Below are 18,729 nucleotides of genomic sequence, written 5' to 3' on the forward strand. Positions count from 1 at the left end.
GAAAAGTAACTGTAGCGGGAAAGATAAGGTTTGGCTATGCGTCAGATTCAGCTTAGAGAAAGGAATGGCCCGGACAGAATGTCGGGCCGTGAGAAGGGTCAGACAGCCTGCTGTTCGTCGGTCGAATTCACTTCAACGACTTCAACCTTGCTGAATTTAAGATGGTTTAGCAGCGCAGAGCCGGGAAGTTCATCGGTAAACAGTGCCGTCGCCTGCGCCACGTTACCAATTTCAACGGCAGCAGACGCGTGATATTTCGTATGATCGGCCGCCAGTAAAATGTGCCGCGAGTGGGCCATCATGGTTTTCACCACGCTGGCTTCATTAACGTCAAATTCCATCATCGCGCCGTCGTGCTCTATCGCCCCAACGCTGGTCACCAGGTAATCGGCCCGGAAGCCGGAGACGAATGCCGTCGCCGCTGGCCCAATAATACCGCCATTATGCGGACGCAGCGTACCGCCGGGCACCATCACTTCAAAGCGCGGATTCTTATATAGAATGTGCGCCACCCGCAGACTGTTGGTGATGATGCGCAAATGATTATGGTTAAGCAACGCCCTTGCAACATGCTCTACGGTGGTTCCGATGGTGATAAAAATCGTTGAACCATCAGGAATATAATCAGCAATGGCTTCGGCTATCGCCCGTTTTTCTTCCGTCAGTGATACTTCACGCTGCTCAAAAGCCGTGTTGACCACGCTGGATGCCCTGCCCGCACCGCCATGATGACGCGTTATCAGCCCCTGTTCGCTCAGCTTACGGATATCCCGGCGCACCGTTTGCGTCGAGACATCCAGCAGTTGCGCCAGTTCATCAATATTCATATAGCCACGCTCAGCAATCAGTGTAAGCAGTTGATCGTGTCGCGGGTTGCCGGTTAGTTCGGTAAGGCTCATGGGCTGTCCTCTGAATACCATCACGCCCCGCATTTTATACAAAAAGTGACAAAAAAGAGCGGGTTTGATCACAGTCGGGTATACCCGCACGCCCGCCGGGCTTCGTACATTTTAGTGCTGCGACGGCGCTGGCAAAACGCACGGCGTCTGCTGCAGGTGCCTGCTGCGCCAGGCTGACCGCGAGCGCACCGTGGAAAACATCGCCTGCCCCTGTAGTATCAACGACTTCCACCGCATAGCCAGGCTGATGGCAAAGTTCGCCATTCTCAAGCCAGAAGCACCCTTCACGGCCCTGCGTGACATAGACGTGTCCATTTGTGAGCGTTTGTGCTTTTTTCAGTGCGTCTTTTGTATCATCCCCTTGAGTGAGACGACGCAAACCTGGGGCGGAAAAGGCCGCATGATCGCTTAAGGCAATAAGTTCACCAATATCCTGCGGGGTAATATCTGCATCAAGTAAGGTCTGCACACCCTGCTGGCGGGCAAGGGTAAACGCCTGTTTTGCCCCGTCGTGCCAGCGCACATCGGCTAACACAATATCCCATTGCGAGAAGTCGATTTCATGCAGCCAGCCTGCCGCAGCAGGGAGATCGGGGCTCGGGTAGTTCGCAATGACGCGCTCCCCGCTTGCGTCCACCAGCACCGCAGATTGTGACGAGCGGGCACCTTTAAATACGCGCGTATAGCGGGTGTTTACCCCCAGGGACTCCAGCTCCGCGAGAAGTCTTCTGCCGGTATCGTCATCCCCCACCCGGCCAATAAAATCCACTGAAGCCCCCAGTTTCGCTGCCGCCACCGCCGCAGTTGCCGCCGGGCCACCGCCCACTTCCGTATAGTTTTTTGCGACATATTTTCCACCTTCTTTCGGTAAATCATCGAGATACCAGATGCGATCCAGCACGGTAATACCGACACAAACGATGCGAGTCATGGTGATTCCTTCTGCGTTTTCTGATGCCTTCATTTTAATTTCACCAAATGTTTAAAAAGTGACCCGTGTCAATTTTTTGACTATAAATTACAAATACGATCAAAAACAGACAACACAAACGCGCAAAAATTGACACGATGTGACAGGAGAGAAGCATGTCAGCAATCGCATTTATCGGTTTAGGTCAGATGGGCGCGCCAATGGCGAAGAATCTGTTGAAACAGGGCCATCAGCTTCACGTCTTCGATGTGAACCCTCAGGCGGTCCAGGCGCTGGTGGAGAGCGGCTCACAAGCTGCAGCTACACCTGCACAGGCAGCAATGGATGCCGAATTCGTGATCACCATGCTGCCAAACGGTGACCTGGTACGCAGCGTACTGTTCGACGAGCACGGCGTTTGCGAGGGGTTATCCCGCGACGCACTGGTGATTGATATGTCCACCATTCATCCGCTGCAGACCGATGCGTTAATTCGTGAAATGGCAGAAAAGGGGTTCAGCCTGATGGATGTGCCCGTCGGGCGCACATCGGACCATGCCATCGCTGGAACGTTACTCCTTCTGGCTGGTGGCACGGCGCAGCAGGTTGAGCGCGCCACGCCCGTGTTAATGGCAATGGGCAATGAACTTATTAACGCCGGTGGGCCGGGCATGGGCATCCGCGTGAAACTTATCAACAACTACATGAGCATTGCCCTGAATGCGCTTTCTGCGGAGGCGGCCGTGCTATGTGAAGCGCTCGGCCTCTCCTTCGATGTGGCGCTGAAAGTGATGAGCGGTACGCCTGCGGGCAAAGGCCACTTCACTACATCATGGCCGAACAAGGTGCTGAAAGGCGATCTTTCACCCGCCTTTATGATCGACCTTGCGCATAAAGATCTGGGCATTGCACTGGATGTGGCGAACCAACTCCACGTGCCGATGCCGCTGGGCGCTGCCTCCCGCGAAATTTATAACCAGGCGCGCGCCGCCGGGCGCGGGCGCGAAGACTGGACAGCCATTCTTGAACATGTTCGCGCATCCGCCGGGCTGAAAAAAACACACTGATACGAAAGGACTGAGGAATGACGATGTACACCCTGAAAGATATCACCCGACCTTCCGGTGGTTTTGCAATGCTGGCCGTTGACCAGCGCGAAGCAATGCGCCTGATGTTTGCGGCGGCAGGCGCACCGGTGCCAGTTACCGATCGGCATCTCACGGATTTTAAGGTCAACGCGGCCAAAATCCTGTCGCCGTATGCCTCTGCGATCCTCGTCGATCAGCAGTTTTGCTATCGCCAGATTGTGGAGCAGCAGGCCGTCGCCAAAAGCTGCGCGATGATTGTGGCGGCAGACGAATTTATACCGGGGAACGGTATTCCCGTCGACAGCGTGGTGATTGATAAAAACGTTGATGCTCAGGCGGTCAAACGCGATGGCGGCAAGGCGTTGAAGCTGCTGGTGCTGTGGCGTAGCGATGAAGATCCGCAGCAGCGTCTGGAGATGGTGAAGACGTTTAATCAGCTGTGCCATGACAACGGGCTGCTCAGCATTATTGAGCCGGTGGTGCGCCCGCCACGTCGCGGAGCCGCGTTTAACCGCGAACAGGCCATTATAGACGCCGCCAAAGAGCTGGGGGACAGCGGAGCCGATCTCTACAAAGTGGAGATGCCGCTGTTCGGCAAAGGCACACAGCTGGAGCTGCTCGCCGCCTCGCAGAAGCTGAACGAGAACATCGCCATGCCGTGGGTGATCCTCTCGTCCGGCGTGGACGATAAGTTATTCCCGCGCGCCGTGAGCGTGGCGATGCAGGCGGGGGCATCAGGCTTTTTAGCCGGACGCGCCGTCTGGTCATCCGTGATTGGGTTGCCAGACACAGAGCTGATGCTCCGCGACATTTCCGTACCGAAACTGCAGCGTCTGGGTGAGATCGTCGACGAAATGATGGCTCGCCGCTAAGAAAGGACCCGAACATGAAATGGTTTAACACCCTGAGCCATAACCGCTGGCTCGAACAAGAGACCGATCGCATTCTCGATTTCGGTAAAAACGCCGCCGTACCGACCGGCTTTGGCTGGCTGGGCAATAACGGACAGGTTCGCAGCGATATGGGTACGCATCTGTGGATCACCGCCCGTATGCTGCACGTTTATGCGGTGGCGGCGAACATGGGGCGTCCCGGTGCGTATGCGCTGGTGGAACATGGCATTAATGCCCTGAATGGCCCGCTGCGCGACAAACAGCACGGCGGCTGGTACGCCTGTGTTAATGACGAAGGCGTGATCGACGCTTCCAAGCAGGGATATCAACACTTCTTCGTCCTGCTGGGCGCGGCGAGTGCCGTCACCACCGGCCACCCCGAGGCGCGCCAGCTGCTGGACGACGCCATCGAAGTGATTGAGCGCTACTTCTGGAGCGAACAGGAGCAAATGTGCCTGGAATCCTGGGATGAAGCCTTCAGCAAAACCGAAGATTACCGCGGCGGTAACGCCAATATGCACGCCGTGGAAGCCTTCCTGATCGTCTATGACGTGACGCACGACCGGAAATGGCTCGACCGCGCCCTGCGCATCGCCTCGGTGATTATTCACGACGTGGCCCGCAAAGGGGAGTATCGCGTTAACGAGCATTTCGATACCAACTGGAACCCGATCCGCGATTACAACATTGATAACCCCGCTCACCGTTTCCGTGCCTACGGCGGCACGCCGGGGCACTGGATTGAGTGGGGCCGCCTGATGCTGCACCTGCGCGCCGCGCTGGAAGCCCGCTTTGAAACGCCGCCGGAGTGGCTGCTTGAAGATGCAAAAGGGTTGTTCCACGCCACCATCCGCGATGCCTGGGCACCCGACGGAGCCGATGGTTTTGTCTACTCCGTTGGCTGGGACGGCAAGCCTATCGTGCGCGAACGCGTGCGCTGGCCAATCGTCGAGGCGATGGGCACGGCGTATGCGCTTTACACCGTCACCGGCGAGGCGCAGTACGAAGCCTGGTACCAGAAATGGTGGGATTACTGCATCAAGTACCTGATGGACTACGAGAACGGCTCCTGGTGGCAGGAGCTGGACACCAACAACGAAGTGACCACCAAAGTCTGGGACGGCAAGCAGGATATTTATCACCTCCTGCACTGCCTGGTGATCCCGCGCTTACCGCTGGCACCAGGGTTAGCCCCTGCCGTAGCCGCCGGTTTACTGGACAGCCAGGCCAAATAATAAAGACGGAGATCTTATGCGTACCCTACACAATATTAACCTGAAAAATAACGAAAGTGGTTTCACCCTGCACTGGCAGGACCGTCTGATTCTTTCACACTCGGTTGAGTCTCCTTGCCTGTGGATCGGCGCAGGTGAGGCCGATATCGAGATGTTTCGCGGTAATTTCAGCATCAAGGACAAACTCAACGAAAAGATTGCGCTGACGGATGCCACCGTCACGCAGCAAAACACGGGCTGGGCGATCCGTTTTACTCGTGGCGACGCGGTGAGTGCCACGCTGCTGGTAGGTGTCGATGTCGAAGGCCGGCTGGAGCTGAAGCTCAATAACGACGCCACCAGCCATAACCGCATCTGGTTACGGCTGGCGGCTCAGCCTGACGATCACATTTACGGGTGCGGCGAGCAATTCTCGTATTTTGACTTGCGCGGCAAGCCGTTCCCGCTGTGGACCAGCGAACAGGGCGTGGGCCGTAATAAGCAGACTTATGTGACCTGGCAGGCCGACTGCAAAGAGAATGCGGGCGGCGACTACTACTGGACCTTCTTCCCGCAACCTACCTTCGTGAGTACGCAGAAATATTATTGCCACGTCGATAACAGCTGCTACATGAATTTCGACTTCAGCGCGCCGGACTTCCACGAACTGGCGTTCTGGGAAAATAACGCCACGCTGCGCTTCGAATGTGCAGAAACGTATGTCGATCTGCTGGAAAAACTGACCGGCCTGCTGGGGCGTCAACCCGAACTGCCGGACTGGGTGTACAACGGCGTGACGTTGGGTATTCAGGGCGGCACCGACGTGTGCCAGCAAAAGCTGGATACCATGCGCAACGCTGGCGTGAAGGTGAACGGCATCTGGGCGCAGGATTGGTCCGGCATCCGCATGACCTCCTTCGGCAAACGCGTGATGTGGAACTGGAAGTGGAACAGCGAGCTTTATCCGCAGCTTGACGAGCGAATTGCGCAGTGGAAAGAGGAAGGCGTGCAGTTCCTCTCCTATATCAACCCCTACGTCGCCAGCGATAAAGATCTCTGCGAAGAGGCGTCAAAGCGCGGCTATTTGACCAAAGACGCCGACGGCAAGGACTACCACGTCGAATTCGGCGAGTTCTACGCGGGCGTTATCGACCTGACCAATCCGGAAGCCTGGGACTGGTACAAAGAGGTCATTAAAAAGAACCTGATCGCGCTGGGATGCGGCGGCTGGATGGCCGATTTCGGGGAATATCTGCCGACCGATACCTTCCTGCACAACGGCGTCAGCGCGGAGATCATGCATAACGCCTGGCCTGCCCTGTGGGCGAAATGTAACTACGAGGCGCTGGAAGAGACCGGCAAGCTCGGGGAGATCCTGTTCTTTATGCGCGCGGGCTATACCGGCAGCCAGAAGCACTCGGTGATGATGTGGGCGGGAGATCAGAACGTTGACTGGAGCCTGGACGACGGCCTGGCGTCGGTGGTGCCTGCGGCGCTGTCTCTGGCGATGACCGGACACGGCCTGCACCACAGCGACATTGGTGGCTATACCACCCTGTTCGAGATGAAACGCAGCAAGGAGCTGCTGCTGCGCTGGTGCGATTTCAGCGCCTTTACACCGATGATGCGCACCCATGAAGGGAACCGTCCTGGCGATAACTGGCAGTTCGACGGCGATGCCGAAACCATCGCGCACTTCGCGCGCATGACCACCGTCTTTACCACCCTGAAGCCGTATATCAAAGCCGCCGTCGCGCAGAACGCGAAAAGCGGCCTGCCGGTGATGCGCCCGCTGTTCCTGCACTATGAAGACAACGCGCGCACCTACACGCTGAAATACCAGTATCTGTTTGGCCGTGACCTGCTGGTCGCGCCTGTTCATGAAGAGGGACGCCGCGACTGGACGTTGTATCTGCCGCAGGACAACTGGGTCAATGCCTGGACGGGTGAAGCGTACCAGGGCGGTGAAGTGACCATTGCCGCTCCACTCGGCAAACCACCGGTCTTTTATCGCCAGCAAAGCGAATGGGCAGACCTGTTTGGCACTTTACGTCATATCTGATAAGGCTTGCCCGCAGGGAAATCTGCGGGCAGTCGGAGAATAATAATGAGTCAACATACTTCTGATCCGGCGACCCTGCGCCTGCCGTTTAAAGAAAAACTCGCCTACGGGATGGGCGATCTCGGCTCTAACATCCTGCTGGATATCGGTACGCTGTATCTGCTGAAATTCTATACCGACGTGCTGGGCTTACCAGGCACGTATGGCGGTATTATCTTTTTGATTGCCAAGTTCTTTACTGCCTTTACCGATATGGGCACCGGGATCATGCTCGACTCCCGGCGCAAGATTGGGCCTAAAGGGAAGTTCCGCCCGTTCGTGCTGTATGCAGCATTTCCGGTCACGCTGCTGGCAATCGCCAACTTCGTCGGTACGCCGTTTGAGGTAACGGGTAAAACGGTGATGGCGACAGTGCTGTTCATGCTGTACGGCCTGTTCTTCAGCATGATGAACTGCTCCTACGGCGCAATGGTGCCCGCGATTACCAAAAACCCGGACGAACGCGCGTCGCTGGCCGCCTGGCGTCAGGGAGGGGCCACGCTTGGCCTGCTGCTCTGTACCGTTGGTTTTGTACCAGTGATGAACCTGATAGAGGGCAATGACCAGCTTGGCTATATCTTTGCCGCGACCCTCTTCTCGCTGTTCGGCCTGTTCTTTATGTGGTGGTGCTACAAAGGCGTGACCGAGCGTTACGTCGAGACGCACCCTGCCAGTTCGGCGCAAAAACCGGGGTTATTGCAGTCGTTTCGCGCTATCGCCGGTAACCGCCCGCTGTTTATCCTGTGCATCGCTAACCTGTGTACGCTCGGTGCCTTTAACGTCAAACTCGCCATCCAGGTCTACTACACACAGTACGTACTGAACGATCCGATTTTGCTGTCGTATATGGGATTTTTCAGCATGGGCTGCATTTTTATCGGCGTCTTTATGATGCCCGGCGCGGTGCGGCGCTTCGGTAAGAAGAAGGTCTATATCAGCGGGCTAATGATTTGGGTGGCAGGCGATCTGCTCAACTATTTCTTTGGCGGCGGCTCGGTGAGTTTCGTGGCGTTCTCCTGCCTGGCGTTCTTTGGCTCCGCGTTTGTGAACAGCCTGAACTGGGCGCTGGTCTCCGATACCGTGGAATACGGCGAATGGCGCACCGGCGTGCGCTCTGAGGGGACGGTTTATACCGGCTTTACCTTCTTCCGTAAGGTGTCACAGGCGCTGGCCGGTTTCTTCCCCGGCATGATGCTGACGCAAATCGGCTATGTACCCAACGTGGTGCAATCCGCCGGAACGGTTGAAGGGCTGCGGCAGCTGATTTTCATCTACCCATGCCTGCTGGCGGTCATCACCATCGTGGCGATGGGCTGCTTCTACAACCTCAACGAGAAGATGTATGTGCGCATTGTGGAAGAAATTGAATTGCGCAAACGTACGGCATAAATGACGTGATAGAGCGCCCTGCGGGGCGCTGTGAGGATCGACCATGACACACAATACTGATCCGTTAACCCTGAAGTTGAGCCTGCGCGAGAAGTGCGCCTACGGCATGGGCGATTTTGGCTCTAACCTGATGTTGTGTATCGGCACGCTGTATCTTCTGAAATTTTACACTGACGAACTGGGCATGCCCGCGTTCTATGGCGGCATTATTTTCCTGGTGGCGAAGTTTTTTACCGCGTTGACCGACATGCTGACCGGTGTGCTGCTGGACTCCCGGCGCAACATTGGCGCAAAAGGGAAATTCAGACCATTTATTTTATACGCCTCTGTGCCGGTGGCGCTGGTCGCCACGGCGCAGTTTATGGCCAACGACTTTAGCCTGACGGTGAAAACGGCGCTCGCCACCGTACTGTTTATGATGTTTGGCCTGTGTTATAGCCTGATGAACTGCGCCTACGGCGCGATGGTACCAGCCATCACCAAAAACCCGAACGAGCGCGCGCAGCTTGCGGCGTGGCGTCAGGGGGGCGCAACGGTCGGGCTGTTGCTTTGTACCGTCGGCTTTATGCCCATCCAGGCGCTGTTCGTCAGCCAGCCGTCCCTCGGCTATCTGGTGGCCGCGCTGGTGTTTGTCACTTGCGGGCTTTTTTGTATGTGGTGGTGCTACAGCGGCGTGAAAGAGCGTTATGTGGAGATCACGCCCGATCACCATAAGCCCGGCATTCTGAAATCCTTTTGCGCCATCTTTCGCAACCCGCCGCTGCTGGTGCTGTGCATTGCCAACCTGTGTACCCTCGCCGCGTTCAATATCAAACTGGCAATTCAGGTCTATTACACCCAGTACGTGCTGAACGATCTGCATTTGCTGTCGTGGATGGGATTTTTCAGCATGGGCTGCATTCTGATTGGCGTGTTTCTGGTGCCCGGCGCGGTCAAGCGTTTCGGCAAGAAGCCCGTTTATCTCGGCGGGCTGACGCTGTGGGCCGTGGGCGACGTGCTGAACTTCCTCTGGGGGACCAGCTCCCTGCTGTTCGTGCTCTTTTCCTGTATGGCCTTCTTCGGTACGGCGTTTGTGAACAGCCTGAACTGGGCGCTGGTGCCGGATACCGTTGATTACGGCGAGTGGAAAACCGGCATTCGCGCCGAAGGGTCGGTGTATACCGGCTACACCTTCTCGCGCAAAATCTCCGCCGCCCTCGCCGGTTTTTTGCCGGGCATTATGCTGACCCAGATTGGCTACGTTCCCCATGCCGTGCAGAGCGCGGGCACGCTGCTTGGGTTGCGTCAGCTTATTTTCCTCTGGCCGTGCGGCCTGGCGATTATCGCCGCCATCACGATGGGACTGTTTTATAAACTCAACGAAGCACGCTTCGCCTTTATTATCGAGGAGATTGGAAAACGGAAAAAACAAACCGCGAATACCCCTGAGATGACCACCAACAATAAAGCGTCAGCAGTCACTTTATAACAATAAATCCGGCCGTTATTTCCTTCCTGTTAATCAGGAGGGTGGCCTTTCTGTACCTGATACATGGACAAATTATGAAAAGAATCATCACTGTACTGATCGTGTCGTCTGTGTCCTGCCCGGTATTTGCCGGGGCGTATGTCGAAACCCGCGAAGCATACAATACGGCCTCTGAACTGCACGAGGTAATCCTGCGTGCTGGCTATAACTTCGATATGGGCGCAGGGTTGATGTTCACCAATGCCTATAACGTGGGGAAATGGGACGAACTTAAGCACAGCTATAACGAAATCGAGGGGTGGTATCCCCTCTTCAAACCGACCGACAAACTGACCTTCCAGCCCGGCGGCTTGATTAACGACAGCAGCGCCGGATCGGGTGGCGCGGTTTATTTAGATACTAACTATAAATTTACGGACTGGTTTAATCTGACGTTCCGCTATCGCTATAACCATAATAATTACGACACGCCGGACTATAACGGGCAGATGGATAAGAACGACACGCACGAGTTTGCCAACTACTGGAATTTCAACGTCACGGATGCGTTTTTCTACACCTTTGAGCCGCACTTTTTCCAGCGCGTGAACGATTACCACAGCAAAAATGGCAAAGACCATCACTGGGAAATTACCAATAAGTTCAGCTACAGGATCGACAGAAACTGGCTGCCGTACCTCGAACTCCAGTGGCTGGACCGATGGAATGATTACAACCGGGAGCAGTACCGGATTCGGTTGGGGTTACGGTACTCGTTCTAATAAAAAAGCCGCTGATCTCTCAGCGGCTTTTTAGTTGCCGGGTGGCGCTCGCGCTTACCCGGCCTACGGATTGACCGTATTAGTCTTCTTTCGCACCGCGCATAGCACGTTTACGATCGTTCTCGGTCAGGTGACGTTTACGGATACGAATTGACTGAGGAGTCACTTCTACCAGTTCGTCGTCATCGATGAATTCCAGAGCTTGCTCCAGCGTCATCTTGATCGGTGGAACCAGAACCGTGGCTTCGTCAGTACCGGACGCACGCATGTTGGTCAGTTTCTTACCGGTCAGGCAGTTAACGGTCAGGTCGTTAGAACGACTGTGAATACCGATGATCTGGCCTTCGTAAACTTCAGCACCGTGACCCAGGAACAGCTTACCGCGATCCTGCAGACCGAACAGCGCAAACGCAACCGCTTTACCCTGACCGTTGGAGATCAGCACGCCGTTGTTACGCTGGCCCACTTCGCCCGGACGCACGTCGTCGTAATGGCTGAAGGTGGAGTACAGCAGGCCCGTACCGGAGGTCATGGTCATGAACTCAGAACGGAAGCCGATCAGGCCACGGCTTGGGATCACGTAGTCGAGACGTACGCGGCCTTTGCCATCTGGATTCATGTTTTTCAGGTCGCCTTTACGCTCACCCAGAGCCTGCATCACAGAACCCTGGTGCTGCTCTTCAACGTCCAGTGTTACGTTTTCGAACGGCTCTTGTTTACGGCCGTCGATTTCGCGGAAGATAACTTTCGGACGGGAAACCGCCATCTCGAAACCTTCACGACGCATGTTTTCGATCAGAACTGACAGGTGCAGCTCACCACGACCAGAAACGCGGAATGCATCAGCGTCTTCGGTTTCTTCAACGCGCAACGCAACGTTGTGCACCAGCTCTTTGTTCAGACGGTCAAGGATCTGACGGGAGGTAACGAACTTACCTTCTTTACCACAGAACGGAGAGGTGTTGACGTTGAAGAACATCGATACGGTTGGTTCATCAACGGACAGAGCTGGCAGCGCTTCGACGTTCTGCGGATCGCAGATGGTGTCGGAGATGTTCAGTTCACCCAGACCGGTGATTGCAATGATGTCGCCAGCTTCAGCAATGTCGCTCTCGATACGCTCAAGGCCCAGGTGAGTCAGTACTTTACCGACTTTACCGTTACGGGTTTTGCCTTCGCTATCAATGATAGTGACCTGCTGGTTAGGCTTCACTTTACCGCGCTTGATACGACCAATGCCGATGACGCCAACATAGTTGTTGTAATCGAGCTGAGAGATCTGCATCTGCAGGGTGCCTTCCAGGTCAACGTTTGGCGCAGGAACACGGTCAACAATCGCCTGGTACAGCGGAGTCATGTCTTCAGCCATGTCTTCGTGATCCAGACCTGCGATACCGTTCAGCGCAGAGGCGTAAACGATAGGGAAGTCCAGCTGCTCGTCGGTCGCGTCGAGGTTAACGAACAGGTCGAATACCTGGTCAACAACCCAGTCAGGACGCGCGCCAGGACGGTCAACTTTGTTGATAACAACGATTGGCTTCAGACCATGAGCAAACGCTTTTTTGGTCACGAAGCGCGTCTGGGGCATTGGGCCATCCATTGCGTCAACGACCAGCAGAACGGAGTCTACCATGGACATTACACGTTCAACTTCACCACCGAAGTCGGCGTGCCCTGGGGTATCAACGATGTTGATACGGTAGTCATTCCATTTGATAGCGGTGTTTTTAGCGAGGATGGTAATCCCACGCTCTTTCTCCAAATCGTTGGAGTCCATCACACGCTCTTGAGTTTCGGCACGAGCATCAAACGTACCGGACTGCTGCAGCAGCTTATCAACCAGGGTAGTTTTACCATGGTCGACGTGCGCGATGATGGCGATGTTACGCAATTTTTCGATCACAACTTTGCCTCAGGCATTTAGAAATAGCGCGTTATTGTACACGGATTAATCGCACTACAAAACAGGATCACAAACATCCCCCGCAAACAAGTATTGCAGAGATGCTTTGTGATCGCTTTCACGGAGCGGTAAAAGGGCACTTTAACGTAAATTGCACCAATATGGTGCTCAATGTTCACATTGAAGCACTACACTGGTGCAACAAAACCATCGTGGTGCAGCCCTTTTGCACTATGGTGCGCATGATAACGCCTTTTTGGGGTGTTTTAAAAGTTGGCACAGATTTCGCTTTATACAAATACAGTAAAAAGATGGCAGCACAGCCGATTTGAAGACCTCGTTACCACGACGACAATGACCAATCTGGAGAGTTAAGTATGTCCGCTGAACACGTTTTGACGATGCTGAACGAACATGAAGTGAAGTTTGTTGATCTGCGCTTCACCGATACCAAAGGTAAAGAACAGCACGTCACGATCCCTGCTCATCAGGTGAACGCCGAATTCTTTGAAGAAGGCAAAATGTTTGACGGCTCCTCCATTGGCGGCTGGAAAGGTATTAACGAATCCGACATGGTTCTGATGCCAGATGCCACTACTGCGCTGATTGATCCGTTCTACGAAGAACCAACCCTGATCATCCGCTGCGATATTCTCGAGCCAGGCACCCTGCAGGGCTATGACCGCGACCCACGTTCCATTGCGAAACGTGCTGAAGAGTACCTGCGTTCTACCGGCATTGCAGACACCGTTCTGTTCGGGCCAGAGCCAGAGTTCTTCCTGTTTGACGATATCCGTTTCGGCGCGTCTATTTCAGGTTCTCACGTTGCCATCGATGACATCGAAGGTGCATGGAACTCTTCCACCAAATACGAAGGTGGTAACAAAGGTCACCGTCCTGGCGTGAAAGGCGGTTACTTCCCGGTTCCTCCGGTCGATTCTTCACAGGATATCCGTTCTACCATGTGTCTGATCATGGAAGAGATGGGCCTGGTTGTTGAAGCGCATCACCACGAAGTGGCGACCGCTGGCCAGAACGAAATCGCGACCCGCTTCAACACCATGACCAAAAAAGCGGATGAGATTCAGATCTACAAATACGTTGTACACAACGTGGCGCACCGTTTCGGTAAGACCGCGACCTTCATGCCAAAACCAATGTTTGGCGACAACGGTTCCGGTATGCACTGCCACATGTCCCTGTCCAAGAACGGTACTAACCTGTTCTCTGGCGACAAATATGCCGGTCTGTCTGAGCAGGCGCTGCACTACATCGGCGGTGTTATCAAACACGCTAAAGCGATCAACGCCCTGGCAAACCCAACCACTAACTCCTATAAGCGTCTGGTCCCAGGCTACGAAGCACCAGTCATGCTGGCGTACTCTGCCCGTAACCGTTCTGCTTCTATCCGTATCCCGGTGGTTGCGTCTCCGAAAGCACGTCGTATCGAAGTGCGCTTCCCGGACCCGGCTGCTAACCCGTACCTGTGCTTCGCAGCACTGCTGATGGCCGGTCTGGACGGTATCAAGAACAAGATCCACCCAGGCGAAGCGATGGACAAAAACCTGTACGACCTGCCGCCAGAAGAAGCGAAAGAGATCCCACAGGTTGCTGGCTCTCTGGAAGAAGCCCTGCAGGCGCTGGACGCAGACCGTGAGTTCCTGACGGCTGGCGGCGTGTTCACTGATGAAGCTATCGATGCTTACATTGCGCTGCGTACTGAAGAGAATGACCGCGTGCGTATGACTCCGCATCCGGTTGAGTTCGAACTGTACTACAGCGTTTAAGTAAAAAATTAATACCCGGCGAGACACTCGCCAGAAGATTTTTTGTTGCCGTGGAAACTTTCAGCCCATCTTCGGATGGGCTTTTTTCTCCACCAACAACCTGATCTCACGCGCTTTTTGCGCCCAAAAAGCTATACTGCACTAAATTAGTGCAACCAACTCCAGGAGACTGCTGAATGGCAACTGGCACGCTGCCCGATGCTGGGCAGATCCTCAATTCTTTAATTAACAGTATCTTGCTGGTCGACGACGAGCTGGCGGTGCATTACGCCAACCCGGCGGCGCAACAGCTGCTCGCCCAAAGCGCACGTAAACTGTTTGGTACGCCACTTCCGGAATTACTGAGTTATTTTTCGCTGAATATTGGCCTGATGCAGGAAAGTTTGCAGGCCGGTCAGGGATTCACCGATAACGAAGTGACGCTGGTGATCGACGGGCGTTCGCATATTCTTTCTCTGACGGCGCAGCGCCTGCCTGACGGGTTGATCTTGCTCGAAATGGCACCGATGGATAATCAGCGTCGGCTCAGCCAGGAGCAGCTTCAGCACGCACAGCAAATCGCTGCCCGCGACCTGGTGCGTGGCCTGGCCCATGAAATCAAAAACCCGCTGGGTGGCTTACGCGGCGCGGCACAACTCCTGACCAAAGCGCTGCCCGACCCTGCACTGGCGGAGTACACCAACGTCATCATTGAACAGGCCGATCGCCTGCGTAATCTGGTTGACCGTCTGCTCGGGCCGCAACAGCCGGGAATGCATGTCTCGGAAAGCATTCACAAGGTGGCGGAGCGGGTGGTGAAGCTCGTTTCGATGGAGCTGCCGGAGAACATCACGCTGGTGCGCGATTACGACCCAAGCCTGCCGGAACTGGCGCACGATCCGGATCAGATTGAACAGGTTCTGCTGAATATTGTGCGCAATGCCCTGCAGGCGCTGGGGCCAGAAGGGGGCGAAATCATTTTGCGTACCCGCACCGCGTTCCAGCTCACTTTGCACGGCGTGCGTTATCGTCTGGCGGCACGCATTGATGTGGAAGATAACGGACCGGGTATTCCGTCGCATCTGCAGGACACGTTGTTCTACCCGATGGTAAGCGGCCGCGAAGGCGGCACCGGGCTGGGACTCTCCATTGCCCGTAATTTGATCGACCAACACTCTGGCAAAATTGAATTTACCAGTTGGCCGGGACATACCGAGTTTTCGGTTTTCCTGCCGATTAAAAAATAAAGGTGACGTTTATGCAACGAGGGATAGTCTGGGTAGTCGATGACGATAGCTCCATCCGTTGGGTGCTTGAACGCGCACTCACGGGGGCGGGTTTAAGCTGCACGACGTTTGAGAGCGGCAGCGAGGTGCTCGATGCACTCACCACCAAAACGCCGGATGTTCTGCTGTCGGATATTCGCATGCCGGGAATGGACGGGCTGGCGCTTTTAAAGCAGATCAAACAGCGTCACCCTATGCTTCCGGTCATCATAATGACGGCACACTCCGACCTGGACGCTGCCGTCAGCGCGTACCAGCAAGGGGCGTTCGATTATCTGCCTAAACCGTTTGATATCGACGAAGCGGTGGCCCTGGTTGAGCGCGCCATCAGCCACTATCAGGAACAGCAGCAGCCCCGTAATACCCCCGATTTTGGCCCAACCACGGACATCATCGGTGAAGCGCCTGCCATGCAGGATGTGTTTCGCATCATTGGTCGTTTGTCGCGTTCATCCATCAGCGTATTGATTAACGGCGAATCGGGAACCGGTAAAGAGCTGGTTGCCCATGCATTGCACCGCCACAGCCCGCGAGCAAAAGCGCCGTTTATCGCCCTGAACATGGCGGCGATCCCGAAGGATTTGATTGAATCCGAGCTGTTTGGCCACGAAAAAGGGGCGTTTACCGGCGCGAATACCATTCGTCAGGGGCGCTTCGAACAGGCCGATGGCGGGACGCTGTTCCTGGATGAAATTGGCGATATGCCGCTGGACGTTCAGACCCGCCTGCTGCGCGTGCTGGCCGACGGACAGTTTTATCGCGTGGGGGGGTATGCCCCGGTGAAAGTGGATGTACGCATTATCGCCGCAACGCACCAGAACCTGGAGCTGCGCGTGCAGGAGGGGAAATTCCGTGAGGATTTATTCCACCGTCTGAACGTTATCCGTGTTCATCTGCCGCCGCTGCGTGAGCGTCGTGAAGACATTCCCCGTCTGGCGCGTCACTTCCTGCAGGTAGCCGCCCGCGAACTGGGTGTGGAAGCCAAACAGCTTCATCCGGAAACCGATGCCGCCCTCACCCGCCTGGCGTGGCCGGGTAACGTGCGTCAGCTGGAAAATACCTGCCGCTGGCTGACGGTCATGGCCGCCGGGCAGGAAGTGCTGATTCAGGATTTACCGGCTGAATTGTTTGAAGCCACTGCACCAGAGAGCAGTACCGGGCAAGCGCTGCCGGACAGCTGGGCGACGCTGCTGGCGCAGTGGGCTGACCGCGCGCTGCGTTCCGGTCATCAAAACTTGCTCTCTGAGGCTCAGCCGGAGATGGAACGCACGCTGTTAACCACTGCGCTTCGTCATACGCAGGGGCATAAACAGGAAGCCGCCCGCTTGCTGGGGTGGGGACGCAATACCCTGACGCGCAAGCTGAAAGAACTGGGCATGGAATAGCTGTGTAAAGATGATTAATTGAGCGCAAATTGCCGTTATTTTGCGCTTTACTGTTCCGATGAGTTTTGTATGATCGTGCCCGGAAATTGGGGGGATCATCATGCTGGAATCATTCGTAAATTTGCTCTCAAGCGGAGCAGCGGAAAGCCACACGCCACAAACCGCCGTAGCTGCTGTGTTGTGTGCGGCGCTGGTTGGGCTGTTTAGCTAGCGGGTTTGAATGTAAAAGCCGGGTGGCGGCTTCGCCTTACCCGGCCTACATTTCACGCTTTTGGTAATGCGCCTTAAATCACCCGCGAGAACTGCTGCATACGCGCCTTCTGCCGCAGATACGCATCGAAACACATGCAGATGTTACGAATCAACAGACGCCCTTTCGGCGTAACCTCAATCGCACTCTCCGTGACATCCACCAGCCCATCTTTCGCCAGCGGCGCAATCAGCTTCAGGTCTTCGGCAAAGTAATCACTAAATTGCAGATCCCATTGTGCTTCCACGTCGCTAAAGACGAGGCGGAAGTTGCAGATAAGCGCCTTAATCACATCACGACGAATGCAGTCGTCGCGGGTTAGCGCGATACCGCGCCACAGGGCATTACCGGTTTCATCCACCTGCTGATAATACTGTTTTAGCTCTTTCTGGTTTTGCGCGTAGCAGTCGCCAATCATGCTGATAGCCGAGACGCCCATACCCAGCAGATCGGTATCGCCCTGCGTGGTATAGCCCTGGAAATTACGGTGCAGAACGCCTTCACGCTGGGCAATCGCCAGCTCGTCATCCGGGCGGGCAAAGTGATCCATGCCGATAAACTGATAGCCAGTATCGGTCAGCGAGGTGATGGTTTCCTGCAGGATATCCAGCTTCTGTTGGGCGGATGGCAGGTCGGTGTCTTTGATTTTGCGCTGTGCGGCGAATAGCGTCGGCAAATGTGCATAGTTAAAGACGCTCAGGCGGTCCGGGTTGAGTTCAGCCACACGTTTCAGCGTGAAGGCGAAGCTCTCCGGCGTCTGCTTCGGCAGGCCGTAAATGAGGTCGATATTGGTCGAGGTAAAGCCGATGTCACGCGCATGGTTGAGTAAGGCGAAGATAAATTCTTCGTCCTGCTCGCGGTTGACCAGACGCTGCACCTCTTTGTTGAAATCCTGCACGCCCATGCTCAGGCGGTTGAAACCTTCCTTGCGTAAGTGATCCAGGACATCCAGTTCGATTTCACGCGGATCGACTTCGATCGAGATTTCGGCGTTATCGTTAAAATGGAAGTTACCACGCAGCAGCGCCATCAGACGGCTGATCTGCGCTTTATTCAGGTAGGTTGGTGTACCGCCGCCCCAGTGAAGCTGGCTGACGTGACGCCCTTTAAACAGCGGTGCGCGGTGCAGAATTTCTTGTTCGAGCGCATCGAGATACTGGTCTGCTTTGTGCTGCTGGCGAGTAATAATTTTATTGCAGCCGCAGAAGTAGCAGAGCTTGTGGCAAAACGGAATATGGACGTAGAGCGACAGCGGGCGCTCAGGGTAGCGCGCGACCGCCTGCTGAAAATCCGCCTCGCCGAAGACATCGGAGAACTCCAGCGCGGTGGGGTATGAGGTGTAACGCGGCCCGGAATAGTTATATTTCTGGATTAGGGCCAAATCCCAGTCGATAGATGGTACAGACATGCTCACTC

The 18,729-nt window shown here is 55.2% G+C and carries 15 protein-coding genes; 11 read left to right on the plus strand and 4 right to left on the minus strand.

The window, feature by feature from the left end; translation table 11 throughout:
* Nucleotides 1-98 precede the first annotated feature (98 nt).
* Together ABGB15_RS21160 and ABGB15_RS21165 are read right to left on the minus strand one after the other, a co-directional pair.
* Nucleotides 99-899, minus strand: a complete 801-nt coding sequence (locus ABGB15_RS21160) for a DeoR/GlpR family DNA-binding transcription regulator (protein ID WP_215723772.1) — start codon at nt 897-899, stop codon at nt 99-101.
* 34 nt (nt 900-933) lie between these two features.
* Entirely contained in the window at nt 934-1,830 is an 897-nt protein-coding gene (locus ABGB15_RS21165; RefSeq protein ID WP_215723773.1) for a sugar kinase, read from the minus strand.
* A 155-nt stretch (nt 1,831-1,985) separates the two neighbouring features.
* On the opposite strand from ABGB15_RS21165, the gene yihU reads away from it, so the two are divergent.
* From yihU to ompL, 7 genes are all read left to right on the plus strand, one after another.
* Nucleotides 1,986-2,876 (plus strand): sulfolactaldehyde 3-reductase, encoded by an 891-nt coding sequence (yihU, locus tag ABGB15_RS21170; RefSeq protein WP_215723774.1) that lies wholly within the window; start codon nt 1,986-1,988, stop codon nt 2,874-2,876.
* Between the two features lie 17 nt (nt 2,877-2,893).
* Nucleotides 2,894-3,769, plus strand: a complete 876-nt coding sequence (yihT, locus tag ABGB15_RS21175; RefSeq protein WP_215723775.1) for a sulfofructosephosphate aldolase — start codon at nt 2,894-2,896, stop codon at nt 3,767-3,769.
* A 14-nt stretch (nt 3,770-3,783) separates the two neighbouring features.
* The gene (gene yihS, locus ABGB15_RS21180; RefSeq protein ID WP_215723776.1) at nt 3,784-5,025 is read left to right on the plus strand and encodes a sulfoquinovose isomerase; all 1,242 of its coding nucleotides are present in this window, start codon (nt 3,784-3,786) and stop codon (nt 5,023-5,025) included.
* Between the two features lie 16 nt (nt 5,026-5,041).
* Nucleotides 5,042-7,066: an alpha-glucosidase gene (locus tag ABGB15_RS21185; RefSeq protein ID WP_215723777.1), complete on the plus strand. Its 2,025-nt coding sequence runs from the start codon at nt 5,042-5,044 to the stop codon at nt 7,064-7,066.
* 45 nt (nt 7,067-7,111) lie between these two features.
* Nucleotides 7,112-8,494 carry an MFS transporter gene (locus tag ABGB15_RS21190; RefSeq protein WP_152082860.1) on the plus strand — a complete coding sequence of 461 codons (1,383 nt, stop codon included), beginning with the start codon at nt 7,112-7,114 and terminating at the stop codon, nt 8,492-8,494.
* Between the two features lie 43 nt (nt 8,495-8,537).
* Nucleotides 8,538-9,962, plus strand: coding sequence for an MFS transporter (locus tag ABGB15_RS21195; RefSeq protein WP_215723778.1), 1,425 nt, complete (start codon nt 8,538-8,540; stop codon nt 9,960-9,962).
* 74 nt (nt 9,963-10,036) lie between these two features.
* Nucleotides 10,037-10,723 carry a porin OmpL gene (gene ompL / locus ABGB15_RS21200; protein WP_215723779.1) on the plus strand — a complete coding sequence of 229 codons (687 nt, stop codon included), beginning with the start codon at nt 10,037-10,039 and terminating at the stop codon, nt 10,721-10,723.
* 79 nt (nt 10,724-10,802) lie between these two features.
* On the opposite strand, the gene typA is transcribed toward ompL, so the two are convergent.
* The gene (gene typA / locus ABGB15_RS21205; RefSeq protein ID WP_152082857.1) at nt 10,803-12,626 is read right to left on the minus strand and encodes a ribosome-dependent GTPase TypA; all 1,824 of its coding nucleotides are present in this window, start codon (nt 12,624-12,626) and stop codon (nt 10,803-10,805) included.
* 377 nt (nt 12,627-13,003) lie between these two features.
* Between typA and glnA the strand changes: the two genes are divergently transcribed.
* The 4 genes from glnA (at nt 13,004) to ABGB15_RS21225 (ending at nt 17,274) form a co-directional block, all read left to right on the plus strand.
* Nucleotides 13,004-14,413 carry a glutamate--ammonia ligase gene (gene glnA, locus ABGB15_RS21210; RefSeq protein WP_003861925.1) on the plus strand — a complete coding sequence of 470 codons (1,410 nt, stop codon included), beginning with the start codon at nt 13,004-13,006 and terminating at the stop codon, nt 14,411-14,413.
* 176 nt (nt 14,414-14,589) lie between these two features.
* Nucleotides 14,590-15,639, plus strand: coding sequence for a nitrogen regulation protein NR(II) (glnL, locus tag ABGB15_RS21215; protein ID WP_152082856.1), 1,050 nt, complete (start codon nt 14,590-14,592; stop codon nt 15,637-15,639).
* Nucleotides 15,640-15,650: 11 nt separating this feature from the next.
* On the plus strand, nt 15,651-17,063 hold the full coding sequence (glnG, locus tag ABGB15_RS21220) for a nitrogen regulation protein NR(I) (RefSeq protein ID WP_152082855.1): 1,413 nt from the start codon (nt 15,651-15,653) through the stop codon (nt 17,061-17,063).
* 100 nt (nt 17,064-17,163) lie between these two features.
* Entirely contained in the window at nt 17,164-17,274 is a 111-nt protein-coding gene (locus ABGB15_RS21225; protein WP_152082854.1) for a YshB family small membrane protein, read from the plus strand.
* Nucleotides 17,275-17,347: 73 nt separating this feature from the next.
* Here ABGB15_RS21225 and hemN read toward each other — a convergent pair whose 3' ends face one another.
* A complete protein-coding gene (gene hemN / locus ABGB15_RS21230) occupies nt 17,348-18,721 on the minus strand; it encodes an oxygen-independent coproporphyrinogen III oxidase (RefSeq protein WP_215723780.1) in 1,374 nt (457 codons plus the stop codon).
* Nucleotides 18,722-18,729 lie beyond the last annotated feature (8 nt).

Source organism: Enterobacter sp. MALB-1, from assembly GCF_041021625.1.
In the GTDB taxonomy this organism is placed as follows: domain Bacteria; phylum Pseudomonadota; class Gammaproteobacteria; order Enterobacterales; family Enterobacteriaceae; genus Enterobacter; species Enterobacter oligotrophicus.

What these genes read in the sequence shown, in the direction of transcription:
- ABGB15_RS21160 (WP_215723772.1), bottom strand. Translation starts at nt 899, where the DNA reads ATGAGCCTTACCGAACTAACCGGCAACCCGCGACACGATCAACTGCTT.
- ABGB15_RS21165 (WP_215723773.1), bottom strand. Translation starts at nt 1,830, where the DNA reads ATGACTCGCATCGTTTGTGTCGGTATTACCGTGCTGGATCGCATCTGG.
- yihU (WP_215723774.1), top strand. Translation starts at nt 1,986, where the DNA reads ATGTCAGCAATCGCATTTATCGGTTTAGGTCAGATGGGCGCGCCAATG.
- yihT (WP_215723775.1), top strand. Translation starts at nt 2,894, where the DNA reads ATGACGATGTACACCCTGAAAGATATCACCCGACCTTCCGGTGGTTTT.
- yihS (WP_215723776.1), top strand. Translation starts at nt 3,784, where the DNA reads ATGAAATGGTTTAACACCCTGAGCCATAACCGCTGGCTCGAACAAGAG.
- ABGB15_RS21185 (WP_215723777.1), top strand. Translation starts at nt 5,042, where the DNA reads ATGCGTACCCTACACAATATTAACCTGAAAAATAACGAAAGTGGTTTC.
- ABGB15_RS21190 (WP_152082860.1), top strand. Translation starts at nt 7,112, where the DNA reads ATGAGTCAACATACTTCTGATCCGGCGACCCTGCGCCTGCCGTTTAAA.
- ABGB15_RS21195 (WP_215723778.1), top strand. Translation starts at nt 8,538, where the DNA reads ATGACACACAATACTGATCCGTTAACCCTGAAGTTGAGCCTGCGCGAG.
- ompL (WP_215723779.1), top strand. Translation starts at nt 10,037, where the DNA reads ATGAAAAGAATCATCACTGTACTGATCGTGTCGTCTGTGTCCTGCCCG.
- glnA (WP_003861925.1), top strand. Translation starts at nt 13,004, where the DNA reads ATGTCCGCTGAACACGTTTTGACGATGCTGAACGAACATGAAGTGAAG.
- glnL (WP_152082856.1), top strand. Translation starts at nt 14,590, where the DNA reads ATGGCAACTGGCACGCTGCCCGATGCTGGGCAGATCCTCAATTCTTTA.
- glnG (WP_152082855.1), top strand. Translation starts at nt 15,651, where the DNA reads ATGCAACGAGGGATAGTCTGGGTAGTCGATGACGATAGCTCCATCCGT.
- ABGB15_RS21225 (WP_152082854.1), top strand. Translation starts at nt 17,164, where the DNA reads ATGCTGGAATCATTCGTAAATTTGCTCTCAAGCGGAGCAGCGGAAAGC.
- hemN (WP_215723780.1), bottom strand. Translation starts at nt 18,721, where the DNA reads ATGTCTGTACCATCTATCGACTGGGATTTGGCCCTAATCCAGAAATAT.